The 21,166-nt window shown below is 54.4% G+C and carries 19 protein-coding genes, 1 tRNA gene and 1 riboswitch; of the genes, 8 read left to right on the top strand and 12 right to left on the bottom strand.

The genetic code is table 11. The annotated features are described in order from the left end of the window. The first annotated feature begins 212 nt into the window (after positions 1-212). Positions 213-665: a hypothetical protein gene (locus NSQ80_RS03020; protein WP_009224041.1), complete on the top strand. Its 453-nt coding sequence runs from the start codon at positions 213-215 to the stop codon at positions 663-665. Positions 666-762: 97 nt separating this feature from the next. Continuing rightward, positions 763-1,743, top strand: coding sequence for a polyprenyl synthetase family protein (locus tag NSQ80_RS03015; protein ID WP_339301294.1), 981 nt, complete (start codon positions 763-765; stop codon positions 1,741-1,743). Between the two features lie 14 nt (positions 1,744-1,757). Here NSQ80_RS03015 and NSQ80_RS03010 read toward each other — a convergent pair whose 3' ends face one another. From NSQ80_RS03010 to NSQ80_RS02970, 9 genes are all read right to left on the bottom strand, one after another. Continuing rightward, on the bottom strand, positions 1,758-2,141 hold the full coding sequence (locus NSQ80_RS03010; protein ID WP_323078939.1) for a hypothetical protein: 384 nt from the start codon (positions 2,139-2,141) through the stop codon (positions 1,758-1,760). Positions 2,142-2,198: 57 nt separating this feature from the next. Next, complete coding sequence (locus NSQ80_RS03005) at positions 2,199-3,071, bottom strand: UbiA-like polyprenyltransferase (RefSeq protein ID WP_009224038.1); 873 nt, start codon at positions 3,069-3,071, stop codon at positions 2,199-2,201. A 374-nt stretch (positions 3,072-3,445) separates the two neighbouring features. Then, positions 3,446-4,729, bottom strand: coding sequence for an aspartate aminotransferase family protein (locus NSQ80_RS03000; RefSeq protein WP_323078937.1), 1,284 nt, complete (start codon positions 4,727-4,729; stop codon positions 3,446-3,448). A 23-nt stretch (positions 4,730-4,752) separates the two neighbouring features. Beyond that, complete coding sequence (locus tag NSQ80_RS02995) at positions 4,753-6,843, bottom strand: U32 family peptidase (RefSeq protein ID WP_009224036.1); 2,091 nt, start codon at positions 6,841-6,843, stop codon at positions 4,753-4,755. Between the two features lie 101 nt (positions 6,844-6,944). Next, on the bottom strand, positions 6,945-7,745 hold the full coding sequence (locus tag NSQ80_RS02990; RefSeq protein WP_009224035.1) for an energy-coupling factor transporter transmembrane component T: 801 nt from the start codon (positions 7,743-7,745) through the stop codon (positions 6,945-6,947). Continuing rightward, a complete protein-coding gene (locus NSQ80_RS02985; protein WP_323078935.1) occupies positions 7,735-8,700 on the bottom strand; it encodes an ATP-binding cassette domain-containing protein in 966 nt (321 codons plus the stop codon). Before NSQ80_RS02985 ends, NSQ80_RS02990 begins: the two co-directional genes overlap by 11 nt. Further along, the gene (locus NSQ80_RS02980) at positions 8,700-9,521 is read right to left on the bottom strand and encodes an ATP-binding cassette domain-containing protein (protein ID WP_009224033.1); all 822 of its coding nucleotides are present in this window, start codon (positions 9,519-9,521) and stop codon (positions 8,700-8,702) included. The genes NSQ80_RS02985 and NSQ80_RS02980 overlap by 1 nt, the downstream gene beginning before the upstream one ends. A 45-nt stretch (positions 9,522-9,566) precedes the next feature. Next, the gene (locus tag NSQ80_RS02975; protein ID WP_009224032.1) at positions 9,567-10,121 is read right to left on the bottom strand and encodes a Gx transporter family protein; all 555 of its coding nucleotides are present in this window, start codon (positions 10,119-10,121) and stop codon (positions 9,567-9,569) included. Beyond that, positions 10,108-10,494: a NusG domain II-containing protein gene (locus NSQ80_RS02970; protein WP_323078933.1), complete on the bottom strand. Its 387-nt coding sequence runs from the start codon at positions 10,492-10,494 to the stop codon at positions 10,108-10,110. The genes NSQ80_RS02975 and NSQ80_RS02970 overlap by 14 nt, the downstream gene beginning before the upstream one ends. A gap of 793 nt (positions 10,495-11,287) precedes the next feature. Here NSQ80_RS02970 and NSQ80_RS02965 point away from each other — a divergent pair. Then, positions 11,288-11,578, top strand: coding sequence for a hypothetical protein (locus NSQ80_RS02965; protein ID WP_339301291.1), 291 nt, complete (start codon positions 11,288-11,290; stop codon positions 11,576-11,578). Between the two features lie 170 nt (positions 11,579-11,748). Here the strand turns inward: NSQ80_RS02965 and NSQ80_RS02960 are convergent, their stop codons facing one another. After that, positions 11,749-12,168 (bottom strand): hypothetical protein, encoded by a 420-nt coding sequence (locus NSQ80_RS02960; protein WP_009224029.1) that lies wholly within the window; start codon positions 12,166-12,168, stop codon positions 11,749-11,751. Positions 12,169-12,316: 148 nt separating this feature from the next. Here NSQ80_RS02960 and NSQ80_RS02955 point away from each other — a divergent pair, with 148 nt between their 5' ends. After that, positions 12,317-12,928 carry a cupin domain-containing protein gene (locus NSQ80_RS02955; protein ID WP_083791425.1) on the top strand — a complete coding sequence of 204 codons (612 nt, stop codon included), beginning with the start codon at positions 12,317-12,319 and terminating at the stop codon, positions 12,926-12,928. Positions 12,929-13,130: 202 nt separating this feature from the next. Here the strand turns inward: NSQ80_RS02955 and NSQ80_RS02950 are convergent. Together NSQ80_RS02950 and NSQ80_RS02945 are read right to left on the bottom strand one after the other, a co-directional pair. Beyond that, positions 13,131-13,203, bottom strand: a tRNA-Thr gene (locus NSQ80_RS02950). A gap of 71 nt (positions 13,204-13,274) precedes the next feature. After that, positions 13,275-13,574 carry an MTH1187 family thiamine-binding protein gene (locus tag NSQ80_RS02945; protein ID WP_009224027.1) on the bottom strand — a complete coding sequence of 100 codons (300 nt, stop codon included), beginning with the start codon at positions 13,572-13,574 and terminating at the stop codon, positions 13,275-13,277. Positions 13,575-13,898: 324 nt separating this feature from the next. Next, positions 13,899-14,153: riboswitch (cobalamin riboswitch) on the top strand. Positions 14,154-14,321: 168 nt separating this feature from the next. Between NSQ80_RS02945 and NSQ80_RS02940 the strand changes: the two genes are divergently transcribed. From NSQ80_RS02940 to NSQ80_RS02925, 4 genes are all read left to right on the top strand, one after another. Next, positions 14,322-16,298 carry an anaerobic ribonucleoside triphosphate reductase gene (locus tag NSQ80_RS02940; RefSeq protein WP_260071360.1) on the top strand — a complete coding sequence of 659 codons (1,977 nt, stop codon included), beginning with the start codon at positions 14,322-14,324 and terminating at the stop codon, positions 16,296-16,298. Beyond that, a complete protein-coding gene (nrdG, locus tag NSQ80_RS02935; RefSeq protein ID WP_127576075.1) occupies positions 16,295-16,813 on the top strand; it encodes an anaerobic ribonucleoside-triphosphate reductase activating protein in 519 nt (172 codons plus the stop codon). Before NSQ80_RS02940 ends, nrdG begins: the two co-directional genes overlap by 4 nt. Positions 16,814-16,961: 148 nt before the next feature. Then, a complete protein-coding gene (locus NSQ80_RS02930; protein ID WP_009224024.1) occupies positions 16,962-19,295 on the top strand; it encodes a ribonucleoside-diphosphate reductase subunit alpha in 2,334 nt (777 codons plus the stop codon). A 686-nt stretch (positions 19,296-19,981) separates the two neighbouring features. Beyond that, a complete protein-coding gene (locus NSQ80_RS02925; RefSeq protein WP_009224023.1) occupies positions 19,982-21,013 on the top strand; it encodes a ribonucleotide-diphosphate reductase subunit beta in 1,032 nt (343 codons plus the stop codon). Positions 21,014-21,166 lie beyond the last annotated feature (153 nt).

Genomic DNA, 21,166 nt, shown 5'->3' with positions numbered 1-21,166 from the left:
AAACCTTGAACTGGAGTAATGTGCGCCTGGCGGCGTACATTACTCTCATTTTTATCCTTTTGCCGAAATCGGTGTGAGGATCCCCTGCAAGCCTGCCTGCATTTAGGCGAATGTTCAAAAAAGTCAGGGTTCGGTACCGGATACGCTGCCTATGTTGGTTCGTGATCAATGATGACTTTTTTGAACTACCTCTTTAAGGAGTGTGTGTCCTTATGAATCCGAAGCTTATCCAAGACGCTTATCGCTTATTGCAGGGCGAATTATCGCCCGAAGCCGGCATTATTGTGGATTTACCCTATCCAGAAGCGGCAACACTGGCAACCTTGCTGGAGCAATACGACATGCCGCAGGTTCGCCAATGCCGTCTGTTATCCATTTACATCGCAATCAAGCTCGCCCTTCAACGTCATAGCGAATGCGGCTCCCTCGCCCCCGGCGAAACGTTAACCCGCAAAGTGTTGGATGGCGACTATCTATACAGCTTTTACGTCGAGCTTTGCCTGAAGTGGGAAGAATTCGATCTGCTCGGGCATCTCGCTCCCATCATTAAACAACTGCAAATCAAACGCGTCGAAGGCCGTCCTGAAGACGAGCGCTTGCTCAAAGCCTGGGAACGGTTCCTGCAGCTAGACAACAACCGCAGCACCGCCAGCAAGGCGATGTAGACGGCGGTGGATTGAGAGTGTTCGAGGATCTGACGCCCCCCGACGCACTCGGCACCTGCGTCTACGACTGCCAGCCCAAGTTTAGGAGGGAAGCGACATGAAGCTTGAGGAAACACTGAACATCCCCTTAAGAACCGTCGATCGGGAACTTGAGAACATGGTCAAATATGATCGCGACGTCCCTCGTTCCTCCCAATTGGCCAAAGCAATCGTCGAGTTGATTCGTTCCGGCGGCAAACGGATTCGCCCCTTGATGGTTATCGTCGGCAGCCGCTTCGGCCCTGATCCCGATGAGAAGAAGGTCTGGCGGCTCGCCGCCGCCGCAGAATTCATTCACGCTGCTTCTCTGATTCATGACGATATTATCGATGATTCCCCAATGCGGCGCGGCCAAAAAGCCATGCATATCAAGCTGGGCGTGAGCGGCGCGCTGCATGTGGGCAATTATATGTCGGCGAGGGTCATCGAGCTGATCTCCGTCTATTCGGCGGAACGGGAGAAATTCGTCTACGACCTCTCCTCCCTGGCCACAACCAAGCTGTGTCTCGGAGAGTATCAGCAGCTTTCTCACCTGTTCGACTATGATGTGACGATCGACGAATACTTGGAGAAATCGAAGAACAAAACCGCACAACTGATGGCCACATGCCTGCAAATCGGCGCCAAAGCCGCTGGCGCGGATACGGAAACGGCCGAGCTGCTGTATAGCTTTGGAGAAAAGCTCGGCATGTCGTTCCAGATCCGCGACGACGTGCTCGACTACACCCAATCGGCGGAGAAGCTCGGCAAGCCGGCCGGCAGCGATCTGCGCAGCGGCCAGGTGACCTTGCCTGTCCTGTTCGCGTTGCAGGACGAAACCCTAGCCCCGGCGATCCGGGCCATTTCGGCAGACAGCCCTGCCGAAGAGGTAGACGCCGTCGTCGCGGCGATTCAAGCCAGCGGCGCGCTGGAGAAAACCGAGGCGCTCAGCCGTCAGTATCTCGATGAAGCGCAGGACATCATCAACCGGCTGAGCCATTACCCGGCGCACCGGGATCTGCAGGCGTTGCTGAAGTATTTTGGCGGGCGGGAGAAATAAAATAAAGCACGAACCTAAAGGAAGGTTATCTTGACCATCGCTGAACTCGCCGGCCTGTAGACAGCCCCTCCCACCAGGTTCCCCAGCATACTGAAGAGCGGCGGCAGCGCTAATAGTAAGCCGGCAGCGTGGTTGCGCAACGCCTCTTCGAAATAGATGGCTATAAACGGGAAGTACATCCAATACAACATGATGAACAGCGCTTCTCCGAACAACCTGACTTTTAAATTGGCATCCCAGAAATATAGACTTATATTCACCGATGTTTTATAGTAATAATATGAAAATCGAATACAGGCCATCTTATATGAGATGTGCCACGAATCGAACATACGTTTCTGGTGATACAATCCCTTGCCGACTCGGTCCCGCATAGGGATTTTTTTGATATACGCCAACACCCCCACCCATGTAAGTCTGGGTGGGGGTGTTATTCTGTACGGCTCAGCAGCCGTTTACAACAGAAAGTAATCGCCGAGTGTAAAGAACAGGATCACCATGCTGATGACCTGGTTCAAATTGTACGAAGCCACGTTCATCCGCTTCCGGTTGGACGGTTTGATAATTTTGTGTTCCGTCATTAGCAGCAGGATGGCGATGATGATTCCCGTGATATAAAGCCAGCTCAGGTGGCGGATCGGGATTAAGGCAATCAGCAGCAGCACCATAATCGCGTGCAGGCCAGCTGCGATACGCAGACCGTTCTTGAGACCAAACGCGCTAGGAATCGACCAAAGTCCGTGATTGCGGTCAAATTCGATATCCTGCGAGCCGTAGATAATGTCAAACCCAGCGATCCACAGCATCACCACAGTGCCGAGGACAAACGGCGTAAAGGCGAATTGACCGGTAACCGCAAACCAGGCGCCGATGGGAGCCGAAGCGATCGTAAAGCCAAGGTACAGATGGCTCAGGTACGTAAACCGTTTGGTATAAGAATAGGAAGAGATCAGGAAAATCGCCACCGGTGACAAGATCAGGCACAACGTATTCAGCATCCCTGCAGCGAAAATGAAGATCGCATAGTTGACCGCAACGAACACCAGCACCTCCTTGGCGTCCAGCAGCTTTTGCGGCAGGTGGCGATGCGCGGTGCGCGGATTTTGCGCGTCAAAGACGCGGTCGACGACGCGGTTAAAGGCGTTGGCCCCGTTCCGGGCGCCGATCAAGGCGATCAATCCCCACAGCATCACGCGCCACGAAGGAAACCCCTCCGCCGCCCAAACCATTGAGATGATGGCAAAAGGCAGCGAAAACAACGTGTGCGAAAACATCACCAATTCGCTGTACAACCGGATTTTGGTGCCGATTTTGCGGGCTATTTCCATGGATAGTCACTCTCCTCATCCTAAAAACACGGGTCATAACGTGGATTATTTATATTGGGGCGCCCCGTCACTCTTTCTAGTTTCAAATAACGGTAAAAACGACCTTTATTTTTCGGCAACCCGGGGTTTTTGGCAAAATAACGGTATTTCGTACCGCTAATTTTGAGGTTGGCGTCCGTTTTGACAGAAATTCCGGAAAATAAGGATACTTTTTACCGTTATTTTGATGGAAACAGGCCGATGGGCCGAAAATAAAGGTACTTTTTACCGTTAATGAGACGGGTCTACGTCTGGCGGGCGGGTGGTACGCCTGCTGCGCTGGTCCGCCGGGCGCGCATGTTCACGCCTAGCGGACCTTAGCCCAGCTGCACGGGTTACACCAGCTCCGCCAGCGAAGCCTCCAGCGCGTCCAGCATGCCGCGCACGTCGGCCTCGTCGATGACCAGCGGCGGCTGGAAGGCCAGAACGTTGCGGTTCACGCCGTTCTTGCCGATGATATAGCCGCGGTCCAGCATCGCTTCCAGCACGTCGTCGGTGAGCTTCGCGCCGCGCGCGGGCTCCTCGGCGCATAGCTCCGCGCCGAGCATCAGCCCCGCGCCGCGCACGTCGGAGACGTGCTGCGGAAACCGCGCGGCGAGGCGCGTTAAGCCGCCGCGCAGCAGCTCACCGAGGCGCTCGGCCCGCTCCGGCAGGCGATGCGCCTCGATGTAGTCCAGGACCGCGAGCGCGGTCACGGACGAGACGGGGTTGCCGCCGAACGTGGAGGCGGATGGCCGGTTCAGGCTGGCAGCGATCTCGTCCGTGGTGGCGAAGCCCGCCACCGGGATGCCGCTGCCAAGCGCCTTGGCCATCGTCAGGATGTCCGGCGTGACGCCGTAACGGTCCACGGCGAACATGCGGCCCGTCCGGCCGAAGCCGGTCTGAATTTCATCGGCGATGAGCAGCACGCCGTGCTGCTCCAGCAGCCGCTTCACTTCAGCGAAATACCACTCCGTCGGCGCAACGATGCCGGCGTTCCCCTGGATCGGCTCGGCGATCATCGCCGCGATATCGCCGCCTTTCTCCGCCAGCGCTGCCTCCAGCGCGGCGATGGAGCGGCGTGCCGCCTCGTCGGCGCTAAGCCCGTACTCATACGGCCGGGGGATAAACGTGACATCCGTGTCATGCGCCAGCTGTGGATCCGTCCGCCACATCGCCAGCCCGGTCACGCTCATCGTCAAATACGTCCGGCCGTGCAAACCTTGCTCCAGCGCCAGGAAGCCCCGCCGCCCCGTATGCATGCGGGCAAGCAGCAAGGCGCCTTCATTCGCCTCCGAGCCGCTGTTCACGAAGAAGGTGCGGCGCAGGTTCCCCGGCAGCACGTCCGCCAGCCGCTCCGCCAAATCCACATTCGGCTGCGTCAAATAGATCGTGGACGTGTGCTGCAGCATCCGCAGCTGCTCGGCCGTCCGTTCGGCAATTTCCGGATTGCAGTGACCGCTGGCCACGACGGATACGCCGGCAAAAAAATCCGTATACCGCTTCCCGTCATGACCGTACAAATACTGCATCTCCCCCTTCACCAACTGCGGCGGATTTCGATAGAAATGGCTGGTGCAAGGATAAAAATATTGCTGCCGTTTCTTTAACACTTCGTCCGGTCCGATATATTTTGACATGTTCATTCGCTTCCTTTCCCCGATTAGGCTTGCACTCCTGCCGCCACTTCCGCCTGCGCTTCGGCGGCCTCCTCTTTGACGCCGTTGCCTTCGTTGTTCAGGGCCGACGCCTCTGCTCCTGCCATCTCTGCTCCTGTCGCCCCTGCGCCCGCAGCCCCGCTGGCACTCCCGCCGTCAAACTGCAACGCCCCCAGCGTATAGCCGGCATAAACGGGCTTCATCGCGGCAAACAACTCTCCGGCTGCCGCAGGGTTAGCCAGCGCCGCCTTATAGGTGCGCACGATCTCGGCCAGCTGCTCTGGACGGTAGGTCGCCCCTTCGATGCGGAAGACAGATAGACCCGCCGCCAGCAATTCCTTCACCGCGGGCAGCAAACAGATTTCTTTGGCCAACATCAGATGGTTGCGACCATGAACGTCCCGGTAAACCGGGTTTTCGCCTTTATCGGTTTTTAACACCAAAATGCTGTTATCCACGTAGTGATTGTCTTCCTCGCCGATGGCTTGGAACACTTCAGCGTTTTCGTACAAGTCATGCTCCATGTACATGATTGCCGGTGTACCGTGAACGATAGCCTCCAGCGGCCCTGGGGCATGTGCCAGTAGCGCTGCCAGGTCCTTCAGCGGCAGCTCCATGGATGCCGTAAGCCGGCTAACGCCACGCTCCCTATAAAACTCAGCTGCCAGCTGATTGTATACGTTCAGATTGAAATCCCCCACCAGCGGGTAACCCTTGTCGGCAAATTTTCGGATCGCCCCCAGATTCGTCACCATCAAGCCGTCGATCGGCAACCGTTCGCTCGACAGCAAGCCGTCATACATCTCAAAATGCAGCTCCGTCATCATCCGCGGCAGGCACAGAACTAGCTTGGCGTTCCCTTTTAATGCCGCCAGCTCTTTCACGTCCTCCTTCGTAAACGGACGATCCGGTTCAAATACGTCGCCGGAGAGATAAATATGGTCAGCTCCCGCTTCCAGCGCGGCTTTGGCTTGAGCCATGTTATTCACATGCACGGAGACGCCAGGAGCCGCGTGATTCTCCTGCACCGTACCCTTCTCTTTCCCCACCGCCGCCAGCGTCTCGCGAATCACGGCAACGCGTTTGTCGCTGAGCTCCCGCTCCTCCGTTGGCGTACTAAACACTTTGCCCGTGCTATAAAATTTCCCCGTTCCTTCGTAACGCCGGTTGATGTTGGACAATCCCGGACGGCCAAACGCATATCCCGTTGAAAAATCACGCTTGCGGTTATCGTAAAGCAGTTTCGTATCCCGGCTGCGTTCAAAGCCCACCGGATCGTTAATATAACGGTCGATCGCATCGCCATACGCCTTCACGAGCATTACCACGAACGCGGCATCCCGCATGCGGCCTTCGATTTTGAAGGAAGTGATGCCGCCGTGAATCAGCTCTGGGATATGTTCGTACATGAACATGTCTTTGACCGCCAGCGGGTATTCCGCCGGATAGATGTTGCCGTCTTTTTTCACACGATAATCCCAGCGGCATGGCTTCAGGCATTTCCCCCGGTTACTGCTCATCCCGAATACCGCAGAGCTGAAATAACAGTTCGCCCCGTGCACCGAGCACATATCCCCATGCACAAAGTACTCCAACTCCATGCCGGTCGCTTGTTGAAGATAGCGGGTCGTCATGAGATCCATTTCCCGCGAAGTGACGACACGAGTGACCCCGAGCTCCTGTAAAGCGCGAACCATCTCCACGTTATGCACGTTCATCATGACGGAGGAATGCACGTTTAGCTTCAGGTTCATCTCCCGGATCAGCGACAACACAGCGAAATCCTGCACAATGATGGCATCCGGTCCCGCCGATTCCAGGAAACGCAAATATGCCCGCGCCTCGTCCAACTCGCCTTCGTTCAGCAAATTGTTGACGGTGACGTACACTTTTTTGCCAAGCCCGTGTGCAATCTGGACTGCCTCCGTAATTTCCTCCAGGCTAAAATTAAATCCTTTTCGCATCAGGCGCATATTCAGGTTAGGTCCTCCGAAATAAACCGCATCACAATTCTCTACAATGACTTGTTTGAAAATTTCGAACGTCCCCGTAGGCGCAAGCAGCTCAACTTCTTTCCCATTAAAAAAACGTGCCACAGCCGTTTCCCCCTCACATGATTTAAATGTCCAACCTATCAACCTATCCCATCAAACTCTATCTACATGAATTTACTCGCGGAGAATTTTGCATTGGCGGTTCAAACCAACCGATAAACCACAACCGCTGCAGCCAGGACCACATAGGACAACACAAACCAAGTGTCCCGGCCTTTCCAGACCAGCAGGTGGTATTCCGAACGCGGTGCGCCAAGCGTGTAGCCCCGGGACTCCATGGACAACACAAGCTCTTCAGCCCGGCGGAAGGCGCTGACCGTAACCGGTACGAGAAGGGAGACCAGCATGCGCCCCTTCTCCTTCCACGGCAGCTCCTTCAGGTCCGCACCGCGCGACGCCTGTGCCTTGAGGATCTTGTGCGTTTCGTCCAAAATCGTGGGGATAAAGCGCAGCGCAATGCTCATCATCAGCGTCAATTGCTCGGGCGAGACGCCAATCCGTTTCAGCGGTTTAAGCACACCGCTCAAACCTTGATTCAACACCCCCGGCGTCGTCGTAAACGTCAGGATGGCGGTGAATGACACCAACAACCCCATACGGGAGGCGGCGATGAATCCGCTGCTGACTCCGCCGCTGTATAGGGTCCAGGAGCCGATGCGCCAGATCGCCTCCCCCGACTCCACCGTCAAGCACTGAACAACGAAGATAAACACCATCAGTGCCCACAGCGGTTTGGCCGCCTTCAGGTAATATTTCAGCGGGATCTTGGTCGACAGCATATAGCCGATCGAAAACACCGCAGCCACGGCCAAGGCGGGCCAAGAGCCTACCGCCACGATCGCAACAAGATACAGCACCATCCCGGCCAGCTTGGCCCGAGGATCTACAGCGTGCACCCAAGAGCCGGTATCAATACTGCGCCCAAACAGCAGCTTATTCCGCATGCCCGCTGCCTCCTTCCCCGGAAGTGCCGGATAGAATCGGCGGCCGAACCGGAACGGGCCGGTCCACGGACAGCAAGGTCGGGGCGGAACGCTCCCCAGCCTCATCCAACAACCAGGCCAACCGCTCGGCCAACGCCTCCGCCGTCAAGCACGGCGGCTCGCCTGTCAGGCCGTACATTTCCGCCGCTTTATTCCAGTAACGGATACATGCCGGGATAGCCAGCCCCTCGGCCTCCAGACGGGGTGCCTCGCTTACCAGCTCGGCCGTACTGCCTTGGAACGATTTCCGGCCATCTTTCATCACGATCCACTGCTCTGCGTACGGGAGGATTTCCTCCATCCGGTGCGTTACCACGATCACCGTCTTCCCCTCTTCACGGTGCAGCCGCGACAGCATTTCCGCCAATTCGGCACGGCTTTGCGGATCCAGCGTCGCTGTCGGCTCATCCAGCGCGATCACGTCCGGCTCCATCGCCAGCACCGAGGCGATCGCCACTTTGCGCATCTGCCCCCCGCTCAAGCGGAGCGGGTTGCGACTGAGGAACGAGTCATCAAGCCCAACTAGGGCCAGCGCACGTCTGGCTCTTGCCTTGGCTTCGTCTAAGGAGCAGCCGAAATTCAGCGGACCGAAGCAAAGATCCTTCTCCACCGTATCCTCGAATAGCTGCTGCTCCGGAAACTGGAAGACGAGTCCAACCCGCCTCCGCAGCTCGCGCAGCGGAGGCGCCTTACCGCCGGCTTCCATCGTCACATCCAGAACGTGCACCTTCCCGCCCGTCGGCTTCAAAATGCCGTTGAAATGCTGCATCAACGTTGATTTGCCCGAGCCGGAAGCCCCGGCAATCCCGGCAAACACGCCGTCCGCCAGGTAGAGGTCGACCTCCAGCAACGCATTGTGCCGCCATAGGCTGCTCTCGTCATAAGCGAAGCTGACTTGCTCGAACTGTATCGCCATCAAAGTTGCGCCTCCTCTTCGCCGTTCAATTCAAAGCCCGCAGGAAGCGTCACGCCCCGCCGCCTCAGCTCCTGTTGAAGCCGAATCCGATAGGGGGCGATTAACCGGCATTCCGCCAGCAGGGCTTCATCCCGAAACAGCTCGCCCGGCTCCAGGTCGGCGGCTACCGTTCCGCCTCCCAGTACGATCGCCCGGTCGGAGGCCATAATCTCATCGGCATCATGCGTAATCGAGACCATCGTGTAACGGCCGCTCTGCTTCATGTCCCGCAGGATGGCAAGCAGCTCGCCGCGGGCTTTCTCGTCCAGCATCGAGGAAGCCTCGTCAAAGATCACGATGCCCGGCTCCATCGCCAAGATGGAAGCGACGGCCACCCGCTGTTTTTGTCCTCCCGACAACTCCGCGGGATGCTTGGACAGCAGATGGCCGATGTGCAGTTTATCCGCATATTCCCGCACGCGCTTCACCATGACCTCCCGCGGCAGATTATGCCCCTCCAAGCCAAAGGCGATATCCTCTTCAACCGTGGCGCCGATAAATTGATTGTCCGGATTTTGAAACACCATTCCGATGCGTGGACGCAACGAAGTCACCGTATTCCGATCCAACTTCGTTCCTTCCACATATATCGCTCCGCTGTTAGCGCCCAATAAACCGCCCAGCAGCTTTGCCAGCGTGGATTTGCCACAGCCGTTCGGCCCCACCAACGACACCCAGCTGCCCGAAGGGATGCTAAGCGTAACATCTTGAAGCACAGGATGCGCCGGGTGGTATGCGAAGGAAACCTCCCTCAGCTCATAAGCGAATCCGGTTTCTCCCATTTCTCTCTCCCCCTCAGATGTACGTCGTGCGAAGCCCCTCCCGGCTTAAGCCGTTTCCGCTAAAAAGCCTTCAAATAAAGACAGCTTCGACAGCGACGGAATCAAATATCTCACGGCAATTCCAACGGCGATCCCGGTCAGAACCCCCATGATGAGCAGCATCGGCAAATAATAGAAAATTTTCGTCGTATTAAAATACAAAGCAGCGGCCGTCAATTGCCCGATATTGTGGGCAATCCCCCCAACGATGCTAATCCCGATGACGCTTAGCCGTTTGCGCCCAACCAGCAGCAGGAACCACATCGCCGCAAAGCTGAACAACGCCCCCATAATACTGAACAGGAAGCTGGAAAAGGTCCCGAAAATAAACGCCGTGAGCAGCGTCTTTAACAGCACCATCATGAAGGCGTCCCGGGCTCGCAGAAAATAAAGGCAGGTCAGCACCATAATATTAGCCAGTCCGAGCTTCGCCCCAGGTACGCTCATGTTCACGGGAATGAGGGACTCCACCAAGCTGAGAACGACCGCCACCGCCGCGAAAATAGCTACGATCACCGTTCTTTTTAGCAGCAGGCTGGATGATTCATTAAAGGATTGCATCAACCTCGTCTCCCCCTTCTGAAGCTACCACTTCAACCATCAACTTATGTGGCAGGCATACGATCGTCCCACCGTTACGGTCAATAAATCCGAAGGTCAGGCACACTTTGTCCGGACAGTCGGCGTCGATCATCTCAATCCCGTAGTCATGCACCTTCAAAATGTTGTGGCCATACTCCGTTATAATGTCTACCTTCTGTTCTTCTCCGGTCAACTGCACCGTCTTAAACAGCTTCCCGTCCACTGTGATTCTCGCTACTCGATTCTCGTTTTTGTGATTGTTTTCACTTGAATCGCCAAACCATCTCGGAACCAAGAAGACCAAAGCGATCACGACGATGGTTCCGATCAACAGGATATCTCCGCGTTTCATGGCTAACTCCCTTATTTTTTGATTATATAAATCTTAGATGACCTCATTATACATGGTGCCTTCCCTACTCTAGTGTGACAAATATCTCAGCTTCTTCTGTTTTCCCCGGGTTTCACAAAATCATCACTTTAGAAAGGCTTTTAGATATATGCATTGCATTTTTTATTCATTCAAAGTATAATAAATAATTAGTTGTTATAACCACGTTGCAGTTCCTCACAAGATTATAACTCTCCTTATACCGTTCGGTATGAAATTCCTTATTTGAATGACCCAATCAAAGTAAGAATTTGGACGTTTTTCTGATTCACACTGGCGCGGTCATCGGAGCCGCAAGGACAAATGAGAGGTAGGGCTTTTGTTGTTTTAGAAATAGGCAGTTTGTTGTAGTCGGAGCAGGGACACAAGGCCGGTCTTCACGTGTACATGAAGGCTTGGATAACAATACGAAGCAGGCATTGGCGCGTATAGCCAGTGCCTGTTTTGCTTAGAATAAGGCTGTCTTTGCGAATCTGCAGTCTTAGCGAACAAACACCAGGAAATCTATAATTTACAACGGCTCTCCAAATCGCTTGGCTTCCAGCCTTGGTATGCCTTACCCAAATTCTACACGACCGAGCTGCCGGTTGAAGCTGCCCATGCGCTCAGACAAGGCCGTCTCCTTCTCTTTATGGACCGGTTACCGTTTTCCATCATTTTGCCAGCCCTGATCAGCGATATCTTCATGATGGAAAATGACCGGAATTACTCGCCCCCCTTCATATATCTGATCCGAAACCAAAGGATGATTCGAGTGGATAAAAGTCTACAGGTCATGATCGTAAATATCCTGATTCACATCGGGATCATTTTCTTTATCTTCCCGACGAACATCAGGCATCGGGGCGACGTACATGCGCAGCCAGATCAATCCGAAGGTGTCGATCTTGCAAACACGGGGGAACTCCGGACCAAAATCCCGACGGAGAAGCTCGCTCATTGGCGGTCGGAGTATTTTCCCCGTCTTAGAATGGACTTGGTGGTAAAAACAACGATCCAAAACGAAGGTAATCTCAAAACGGATCGCATCAATACCCTCAGATAAAGTTCACGATAAGAAAAACGTCTATCGACGTACATTCAAAGTAGACAGACCGCGTTTAGCGGAAGTTTTTCTTGCGATATCAGATGCCAATCGCCCGAAGTTTATACTTTCTGATATCTTAAAAAATCCCCTCCGGTCGAACCGTGAGGGGATTTTTGATGATCAAGAGATTATCCGCCGATAGCGGTAGCCGTGAAGACAACCGGCCCTACGACTCTGGCCGTGCTGTTGTTATCCTGATTTTCTACGATCAGCTGATAGTTTTGGACTCCGAGCGGGGCGTGTTCAACCATGTGCACGCTAATGAGACCCCAGTCGTTGAAAGCATCCTCCAGCTCTACTAACCCATAGAAGATTTCGGTGCCCGCTCTCCAGATGCGCACCAGGATATTCGGCGTATCGGTCAGCGCTTCAACGCCTATCGTTGCCTTCAACTCAACACGGTTGGTCAAGGACGCCGGATCGGCCGGATCAAGGAATACGGAAACTGCTGCAATCTGCACGCCCCCTACAACCGGAATCGGAATGTTAACACCATTGGTCACCGGAGTCACAACAGTCGAGTTGTAATCCAAAAGCGTTTTTGCCATACCATCTTCTCCCCTTTACTAAGGTATGCTCTATTCTATGTAAGAGAGAAAGAAGATTCTTAGATGAATGCATCAGTAGAATTGACTCATTTTCATACAAGCACAGGAGCAAGGAATAGGCATATGATGGATAAAAAAACTGGAGGTTATGTCAAACATGAGTTATGTTCCCGGACCGTACCCCGGCTTGTCGTACGCCGCTCCGTATGATCCTTACATCTATCCTCAACCTTACTTCGTTTACGGATATCCGCAGGCATTTCAACCCGCACGCTATCCCGACTATATCGAGCCCAGCCCGATCTATCCTGAATACGCACCGTCTCCTTCGCAAGACGACGCTTGGAACCGGCAGCCGCTTCAAGATTACGGGCAAAAGCCGTTTGTGATTAATATTAGCGATGCCGCCGAGCATAACCGGAACTTCCGGACCGCTCTCTGGACGGGCAAGCATTTCCAGGTCACTTTGATGAGCATTCCGGTCGGTGAGGATATCGGCTTGGAGATCCATCCGAACACGGACCAATTTGTACGCGTGGAAGAGGGTCGAGGCGTTGCGCAAATGGGCGATCGAGCGGATCACCTCACCTTCGTACGAAACATCCGTGAAGACGACGCGGTCTTCATCCCCGCCGGCACGTGGCACAACATCATCAACACCGGCAACGAGCCGCTTAAAGTGTATGTCATTTATGCCCCGCCGCACCATCCGTTTGGCACGGTGCATCGGACAAAAAGGGATGCGATGGAGCAAGAGTAAGCGCACCAAGGAACAGGGAGGTTTCAGCAAACCTCCCTATTTGCGGTCACAATTTAGTGCTAAGCGCATGGAGAAAACAAAGAAACGGAGAAGAACTAACAAGCGAAGAGCAAGAGGTCACTCGGAAGATGAACAAGGTCCTTCAACAATTCAAAAACGCCCCCCGAAAACCTCGGAGGGCGCGTTATGCTTGCATATCAGATGCTGGTGAAGGGACTCGAACCCCCGACCCACGCATTACGAATGCGTTGCTCTACCAGCTGAGCTACACCAGCAGGTTCGTTTTTAGCGAACAAAATTTATTATACCGAGTTTTAAAAATAATGCAAGCACCAATTTCAAGAAATTATAGTTTCTCGCGCACAGAGCGCAGCTTCTGTTCGGAGGAGCTGGCTTTGTCGCGGCGATCATCGATCTTGATCGAGGTTGATACGCGGCCGGCACCGGATTGGAACGGCGCTTCGTGAATCGCGCGAATCGCAGTAAACACATCATCTAACGATCCTTCAATAATCGTACTCATGGAGGTGAGGGTAAAGGTAATGCCCTTCTGCTTCTCCAACACCCGATGCAACTCGGCCACATAAGCGCTGAGGCTGGTGCTCCCCGTCCCGATCGGAATAACGGTAACTTCGGCGATAGCCATAATCGGCTCCCTTCTTTCCTGGTAATTGGTTTGAATCAAATCCCTGAGCTGGTTTTCGTCCTACAGGTATATTCTAACCAACTCTCCTCTCTAAGATCAACCGAACCCGTCTGCTAATATCCTTACCGTCCCCAAAACTCACACACTCTGTAAAACCCGATCTAGTCCTCCAGTCCCATTTATAAATGTTCACAATTTTCTTCTGTCCCCCACTCTCCGCATCGTTGCGCGGACCGGAGATTTTCACGTGATTTTCAGTCTGCTTTCAATGGGAAAATCCCATTTACAAACACAATATCTTGGGCTATCCTTAGATCAACGCAACAAAATATAGTGTGAACGGGTGATCCGGCGGACAAGCCGCCGGAGCTTAAAAGGGAAGTGCGGTGCAAGTCCGCTGCGGTCCCGCCACTGTAATCGGTAGCTTGGTACTAAAGACGAGGCGTTCGCCTACATCGTCTTGAAGACCCAGCCGTTCGACTGACGATATGCCACTACAGCTTAATGCTTGATGAGCTGCGGGAAGGCGTCAGCAACGTTCCGAAAGCCAGGAGACCTGCCCGTTTGAAAGACACCGACGGAAAACCTGCGAGGATCAGGGATGGTGTCCGCTTGCCGCCGAAATGTTGGGGCCTTGATTTGGTCTGTCCACTTTTTTGCAGTGCATTCGGGCATGTCTACCTCGTTGGTTGGACATGCTCTTTTATTTTGAACCAAAGCTCGGTTTACAGGGAGGAGAAGTGTGTTATGGCATGGGTAAGCCAGACGTATACCGGCCGGGACACCTTGCTGGATGAAGTGATTCGGATGGGCGAGGAAATCGTCCAGAGCCGCAATCTTGAGGTGCTGCGCGAGAACGCCAATTTAAATGGAGAGAGCTTCTCCGGCAAGATGAGCAAATTCGGCAGCGAGTATTCCAAATGGTATGCAAGCCATTTCGTACTGCCAACTCGCTTGGTACAGGCCATTCAGGATAACATCGTTTATGTTCACGACTTGGATCAGTACGCCCTCGGCACAACGAACTGTATTTTTATCCCGTTTGACAAACTGCTGCGCAAAGGCTTCAACACCGGCAACGGCAGCGTACGCCCGCCAACTTCCATCATGACGGCGATGGCGCTGGTGGCGATCATTTTCCAATCCCAGCAAAACTCCCAATTCGGCGGTGTGTCCGCGAACAAGCTGGACTTCGATCTCGCCCCGTACGTAGCCAAATCGTTCGCCAAGTACTTCCGCAAAGGGCTGGATTATTTTGAAGAAGGCGATGCGAACGCTGATTTGGGCGACATCACGATGAGCCGCAGTGACCTGCGGGATCAGTATCCCAAGGCTTTTAACTATGCGCTCAAGGAAACCAAAAGCGAGACGTTCCAGGCGGCCGAAAGCCTGATTCATAATCTGAATACGATGTCGAGCCGGGCCGGCGGGCAAATCCCGTTCACCAGCATCAATTACGGCACATGTACCTCACCGGAAGGACAACTGGTCATTGACTCCCTGCTCACGGCCACGATGCGCGGGCTGGGCCATGGGGAAACGCCGATTTTCCCGATTCAGATTTTTAAATGTAAACAAGGCGTCAACCAGAATCCGGGGGAACCTAACTACTCCCTATTTCTGAAAGCGGCGGAATGCTCGGCCAAACGGCTTTATCCGAATTTCGCCAACCTGGACGCCCCACTCAACCTGATGTATTACGACCCAACGGATCCGGATACGGAATTCGCTACCATGGGCTGCCGCACCCGGGTGCTGGCTGACCGGTTCGGCCGCAATCGTCTGTCTGGCAAAGGCAACCTTTCCTTTAATACGCTGAACCTGGTCAAGCTAGGCTTGAAGTACGGCATCGCGTTGGGACACCGCAAAGAGCCCGACGAACGCGGCTTCTACCGCGAGCTGACTCACTATATGAATATCGCCCTGGAGGGATTGCTGCATCGCTTCTCGATTCAGGCCTCCCAAAAAGCGAAGGCTTCCGATTTCATGATGCGGGAAGGCGTCTGGGAAGGCGGTGAGCAGCTGGCGCCGGATGATCAGGTCGGCGAATTGCTGAAGCACGGCAGCTTGTCCATCGGGTTCATCGGGCTGGCCGAATGCATGAAGGCGATGTACGGGAAGCATCACGGCGAAGATGAAGCCGTGTATCAGAAAGCTTACGACCTGATCGCTTACATGCGCGACTATTGTGACGGCCAAAGCGAAATTCACAATCTCAATATCACGTTGTTTGCGACCCCGGCGGAGGGGCTGTCCGGCAAGTTCACCAAACGCGACCGTGCGGTCTACGGCCCGCTGCCCGGGATTTTGGACCGCGAGTATTACACGAATTCGTTCCATATCCCGGTCTACTACAACATCAGTGCGGCACGAAAAATTGAGCTGGAAGCCAAATTCCACGGGCTGTGCAACGCCGGAGCCATCTCTTATATCGAGCTTAACGGCAATGCCCGCAACAATCCGGAAGCATTCGTCAAAATCGTGCAATACGCCCTGCAGCAGCAGGTCAGCTATTTTAGCATCAACCATCCGATCGACCGCTGCTCGGCCTGCGGCTTTGAAGGGATCATTGGGGCAAGCTGCCCCTCCTGCGGCAGCCATGAGAGCGAAGTGCATATTCGCCGTTTGCGCCGGGTGACCGGTTATCTGACCGGCGACTACCAGACACGGTTCAACCCCGCTAAACAAGCGGAGGTTCGCGACCGGGTGAAACACGACGCATGAACATTTGCGGGTACTACCCGGAATCCATTAATGAAGGGCCCGGCTTGAGAGCAGCGATCTTCATCAGCGGATGCCGCCATTATTGCAAAGGCTGCTTCAGCCCAAAAACCTGGAGCTTCGATTACGGGGAACCGCTCACTTTGGAGCGGGAAGCAGAAATTATTTATGACATTAAACATAATCCGTTGCTCAGCGGACTCACGATCCTTGGCGGTGATCCTTTTTTCTCCGCTGCTGAGGTCTGCGGTTTTATCGACCGGCTTGTGGCGGAAACCGGGCCAATATCCATCTGGATTTACACCGGTTATACGTTGGAAGAATTAATCGAACGCCCCGGCTCCCCCGAATATGAACTGTTGCGGCGTTGCGAGGTGCTGGTCGACGGAAGGTTCGTTGAGGAGCTTCGCGATCCTTCCCTGCTCTATCGCGGCAGCTCCAATCAACGGCTGATCGATATTCAACAAAGCCTGCGGCAGGGACAAGCCGTGTTATGGGAGCCCCTGTTCTCTTTTTAGCTGATTGATCTTATTGATCCTGAGCGCAACTTGATTGCGCCCCTTTTTTCACTGATTATCTGCAATTTGAACATTCAAGATTTGGGGTACCACCACCCATCTGCAGCCTTCATCCTACCTTAATATATGGAAAGTGAGGATTTATCTCATGCCTACTCTAGTGACAAAACCAAATAACCGACAGCTTGCGTTTGACAGCGCACGCCTTGGCGTCTATGCTGACCGAATTTTGCAAGGATTACATAACGTCGATAAAGAGCGCCTGCTGCGCGGCGTCAATGCAAAGCTGCGCCGGGATGTGGTGACCGGTGAAGAAATTAGCAACGCGTTTACGATGTCCGCACTGGAGCTCGTCAGCAAAGATGAGCCCGATTGGAAATATGCAGCGGCCCGCTCCCTGCTCACTTCCCTGTACAAAAAAGCGGCCGTCAATCGTCGCTACAAAGCCTACCCGGAAGAGCCTTACGGCTCGTTCTATCACCTGATCACCGAGCTCTGCCAGCTGGGCATTTACCGCGAGGAGCTGCTGGAGTGCTATACGAAGGAGCAGATTGAAGAGCTGGGCCGCACGATTGACCCGTCCTGCGACCTGCTGTTCGACTACATCGGCCTGCTCACGCTGACGGAGCGTTACCTGGCCACCGACTTCGACGGACGGACGATGGAGCTGCCGCAGGAGCGCTACATGGTCATCGCCATGTACCTGATGCATAAGGAGCCGGAAGAGAAGCGTCTGGAGCTGGTGAAGGAAGCGTATTGGGCGATGAGCAACCTTTATATGACTGCGGCGACGCCAACGATGTCCAATGCCGGTAAAAAAGTAGCCGGCCAGCTCTCCAGTTGCTTCATCGATACTGTCGACGATTCCCTTGAGGGCATCTTCGACTCCAATACGGATGTAGCCCGCTTGAGCAAAATGGGCGGCGGCATCGGCGTTTACCTCGGTAAGGTCCGCGCGCGCGGCTCGGACATCCGCGGCCACAAGAACACCAGCTCCGGCGTGATTCCCTGGATTCGCCAGCTGAACAACACCGCCGTCAGCGTCGACCAGCTCGGAACGCGTAAAGGTGCGATCGCGGTTTATTTGGACGTTTTTCACAAAGATATTCTTGCCTTCCTCGATCTGAAGCTGAACAACGGCGACGAGCGGATGCGCGCGCATGACGTCTTCCACGGCGTGTGCCTGCCTGACCTGTTCATGGAGGCGGTGGAGGCCCGCGGGGAATGGCATCTGTTCTGCCCGCACGAAGTGAAGAAAACGATGGGCTGGAAGGATGAGAACGGCCGCCCATTGGGGCTGGAGGATTTCTATGATGAGGAGCTTGGGAAAGGCAGCTTCCGTGAAAAATACGCCGAAGCCGTTGCCCACCCTACCCTGTCGCGCATCACGATGCCGGCGATCGATATCATGAAGCGAATCATGAAATCGCAGCTGGAGACCGGCACGCCCTACATGTTCTACCGCGATACGGTAAACCGGGCGAACCCGAACCGGGCGCATGGGATGATTTACTCGTCCAACCTGTGTACGGAGATTATGCAAAATCAATCGCCGACCGTCGTCGAGCAAGAGGAACTGGTGACGAAGGACGGACAAACCCGGATCGTCGTGTCCAAAATCCCTGGCGATTTCGTCGTCTGCAACCTGAACTCGATCCATCTGGCCCGCGCGGTGCCGGCCGGCGTGCTGGAGCGGCTGGTGCCTATTCAGACGCGGATGCTCGATAACGTGATCGATATCAACAATATCGAAGTGCTGCAAGCGCAGTATACGAACAGCCAATATCGGGCGATCGGACTTGGCACATTTGGCCTGCACCATCTGCTGGCGCTCGAAGGCATCCGTTGGGAATCCCAGGAGGCGGTTGAATACAACGACGCGCTTTATGAAAAGATCAACTACCTGCTGATCAAATCCAGCATGGAGCTCGCCAAGGAAAAAGGCAAATATCCGAAGTTTGCCGGCTCTGACTGGGAAACGGGGCAGTACTTCGAGTCCCGCGGTTACGTTGACGGCACGCGCGAAGGCAAATACGTGACGACCGAGCAATGGCGTGAGCTGCAGAAGGAAGTGCGCGAGAACGGCGTTCGCAACGCCTGGATGTTCGCGATCGCCCCCAACGGATCAACCTCGATCATCGCCGGCTCGACCGCCAGCATCGATCCATTGTACGAGCTGCTTTCGTATGAGGAGAAGACGACGTACAAAATCGCCAACCCGGCACCGGACCTGTCCGAAAAAACGATCTGGTACTACAAGACCGCGTTCCTGATCGACCAGCATTGGTCGATCGAAATGGCTGGCGCGCGCCAGCGCCACGTCGACCAAGGCCAAAGCTTCAACCTGTACGTGCGGCCGGACATCCGGGCTACTGACTTCCTTGACCTGCATCTGCATGCTTGGAAGGCCGGGTTGAAGTCGACGTATTATGTGCGGAGCCGGGCGTTGACGATTGAGGAGTGCGAAAGTTGTGCCTCCTGAGTGATCTCAACCAAGACCTCAACCCACCCCACCCCTCCCTTACCGTAAGGGAGGGCGTCCGAGGGCCTGCTGCCCTCTGGTCTCCCGCAAATGGGAAGAACGCGGGAGTGCAAGAGGCGCTCCTGCACGCTCTCCCCTGCGGGGAATCGCTGAGGTTGGCTCGTGGAACGCTTTTCCCCCTTCGGGTACGTCTTACTTTTGGCGCTCCCGGGTGACCTGGTAAACCGTGCTGCTCAGGACTGCTGCTTTCGGCGCACCCGGGGGGACGCAGGCGGGATGAGCCGCTTGCCGCCCTTCGGGCCCGCTCTACTGTGGCGCTCCTGCGGAGGCGGGGACTGCGACTTTGGGGCGTTACTGGCGAAACCACGTGCAATGAGGCGTTGTCCCTTCGGGATACACTTACTTTTGGTGCAAGACGAGAGAGCAGCAGGGGCGCTTTATACGTAACTGCGTGCTCGGAGGCGCTATCCCCTGCGGGGATGCGCTCACATTTTTGAACATATATACATGCGGGATCAGGGCCAGACGTTCGCCTTTGTGAGCGGATTTCTACAACTTCTGAATCTAGTCCAACCAGAGAAATCCGCGAGCAACAGCGATCGGAAGAACATTTCAGCCGGCGGCCTGATCCCGCAAATCCCATTCCATGTACAACTTACTCAACACAAATTAAGGAGCGAAATCCCATGCAACTTCAAACGATTTTTAATACCGAAGCCCCCAACAAATCAACGCGCATCATCGGCGGCGAATGCTCGGGCATCCTGAACTGGAACGACATTCGCATGCCTCATATGTACAAGCTGTACAAGGTGCTGCTGCTCAACCACTGGATCGCCGACGAAATCCCGATGGCCAAAGATGCGCAGCAATTCGCCCTGCTCGATCCGGAAGAGCAGCGCACCTTCAAGATCAACATCTCGCTCTTGGCCGTGCTCGACTCGATGCAGACGATGTTTGTGGGCGATGTAAAGCGCTACTTCACCGACTCATCGCTGGAGGCGATCTCGGCGATCATCGGGCAACAGGAAGTGGTCCATAACCAATCCTACTCCTACGTGCTGTCCTCGATCGTGTCGGAGCAGGAGCAGAAAGAAATTTTCGAGTACTGGAAGCATGATCCGGTGCTGCTGGACCGCAACAAATTTATCGCCAACATCTATCAGAACTTCCGTGATGAACCGACGCCGCAATCGTTTTTTGAAGCGCTGGTGGCGGATCTTATTCTTGAGGGCATCTTCTTTTATAGTACGTTTGCGTTCTTCTACAACCTCGCACGCGATCAGAAAATGATGGGCACCAGCCAAATGATCTCGTACATCCAACGGGATGAGAACCAGCACTGCTACTTCTTCGCCGAAGTGTTCAAGCAACTGCTGATCGATTATCCGGAATTAAACACGAAGGAAAATATCGATTACGCATACCGCACGATCGACCGGGCGGTAGAACTGGAGACGAACTGGGCGCACTATACGTTAAAAAATGTCCCCGGCATCGACTTAAACGAATTGTCCGATTACATTAAATACATCGCCAACAAACGGTTGACGTTAATGGGGCTGGAGAAAGCGTACGCGGGCGTGGATATCAACTGCATGCCGTGGATCAAGCCGTTCTCCGACGAAGCGTTGAACGCAACGAAAACGGACTTTTTCGAGGCCAAATCCCGCAACTACGGCAAGGTCGGCGACGACAACGGGTTCGATGACCTGTAATACCTGGGGTTACCTAAGTGAAACTGCTTCTTGCTCTTCCGCATCGGCTGCGGAGGAGCTTTTTTTTCGTTAAAAGAAGTTGTCCGTTTAAATTCGGTTTAAGAAATTCGGATATGCTATAATCAATACCAAATCGGCCCAGTGCCCGGACAC

Origin of the sequence: Paenibacillus sp. FSL K6-2441, assembly GCF_037964765.1 — a bacterium.
GTDB classification, from domain to species: domain Bacteria; phylum Bacillota; class Bacilli; order Paenibacillales; family Paenibacillaceae; genus Fontibacillus; species Fontibacillus phoenicis.
The sequence above is the reverse complement of the archived record's forward strand: the minus strand, read 5'-3'. Positions and strand labels throughout refer to the sequence as shown.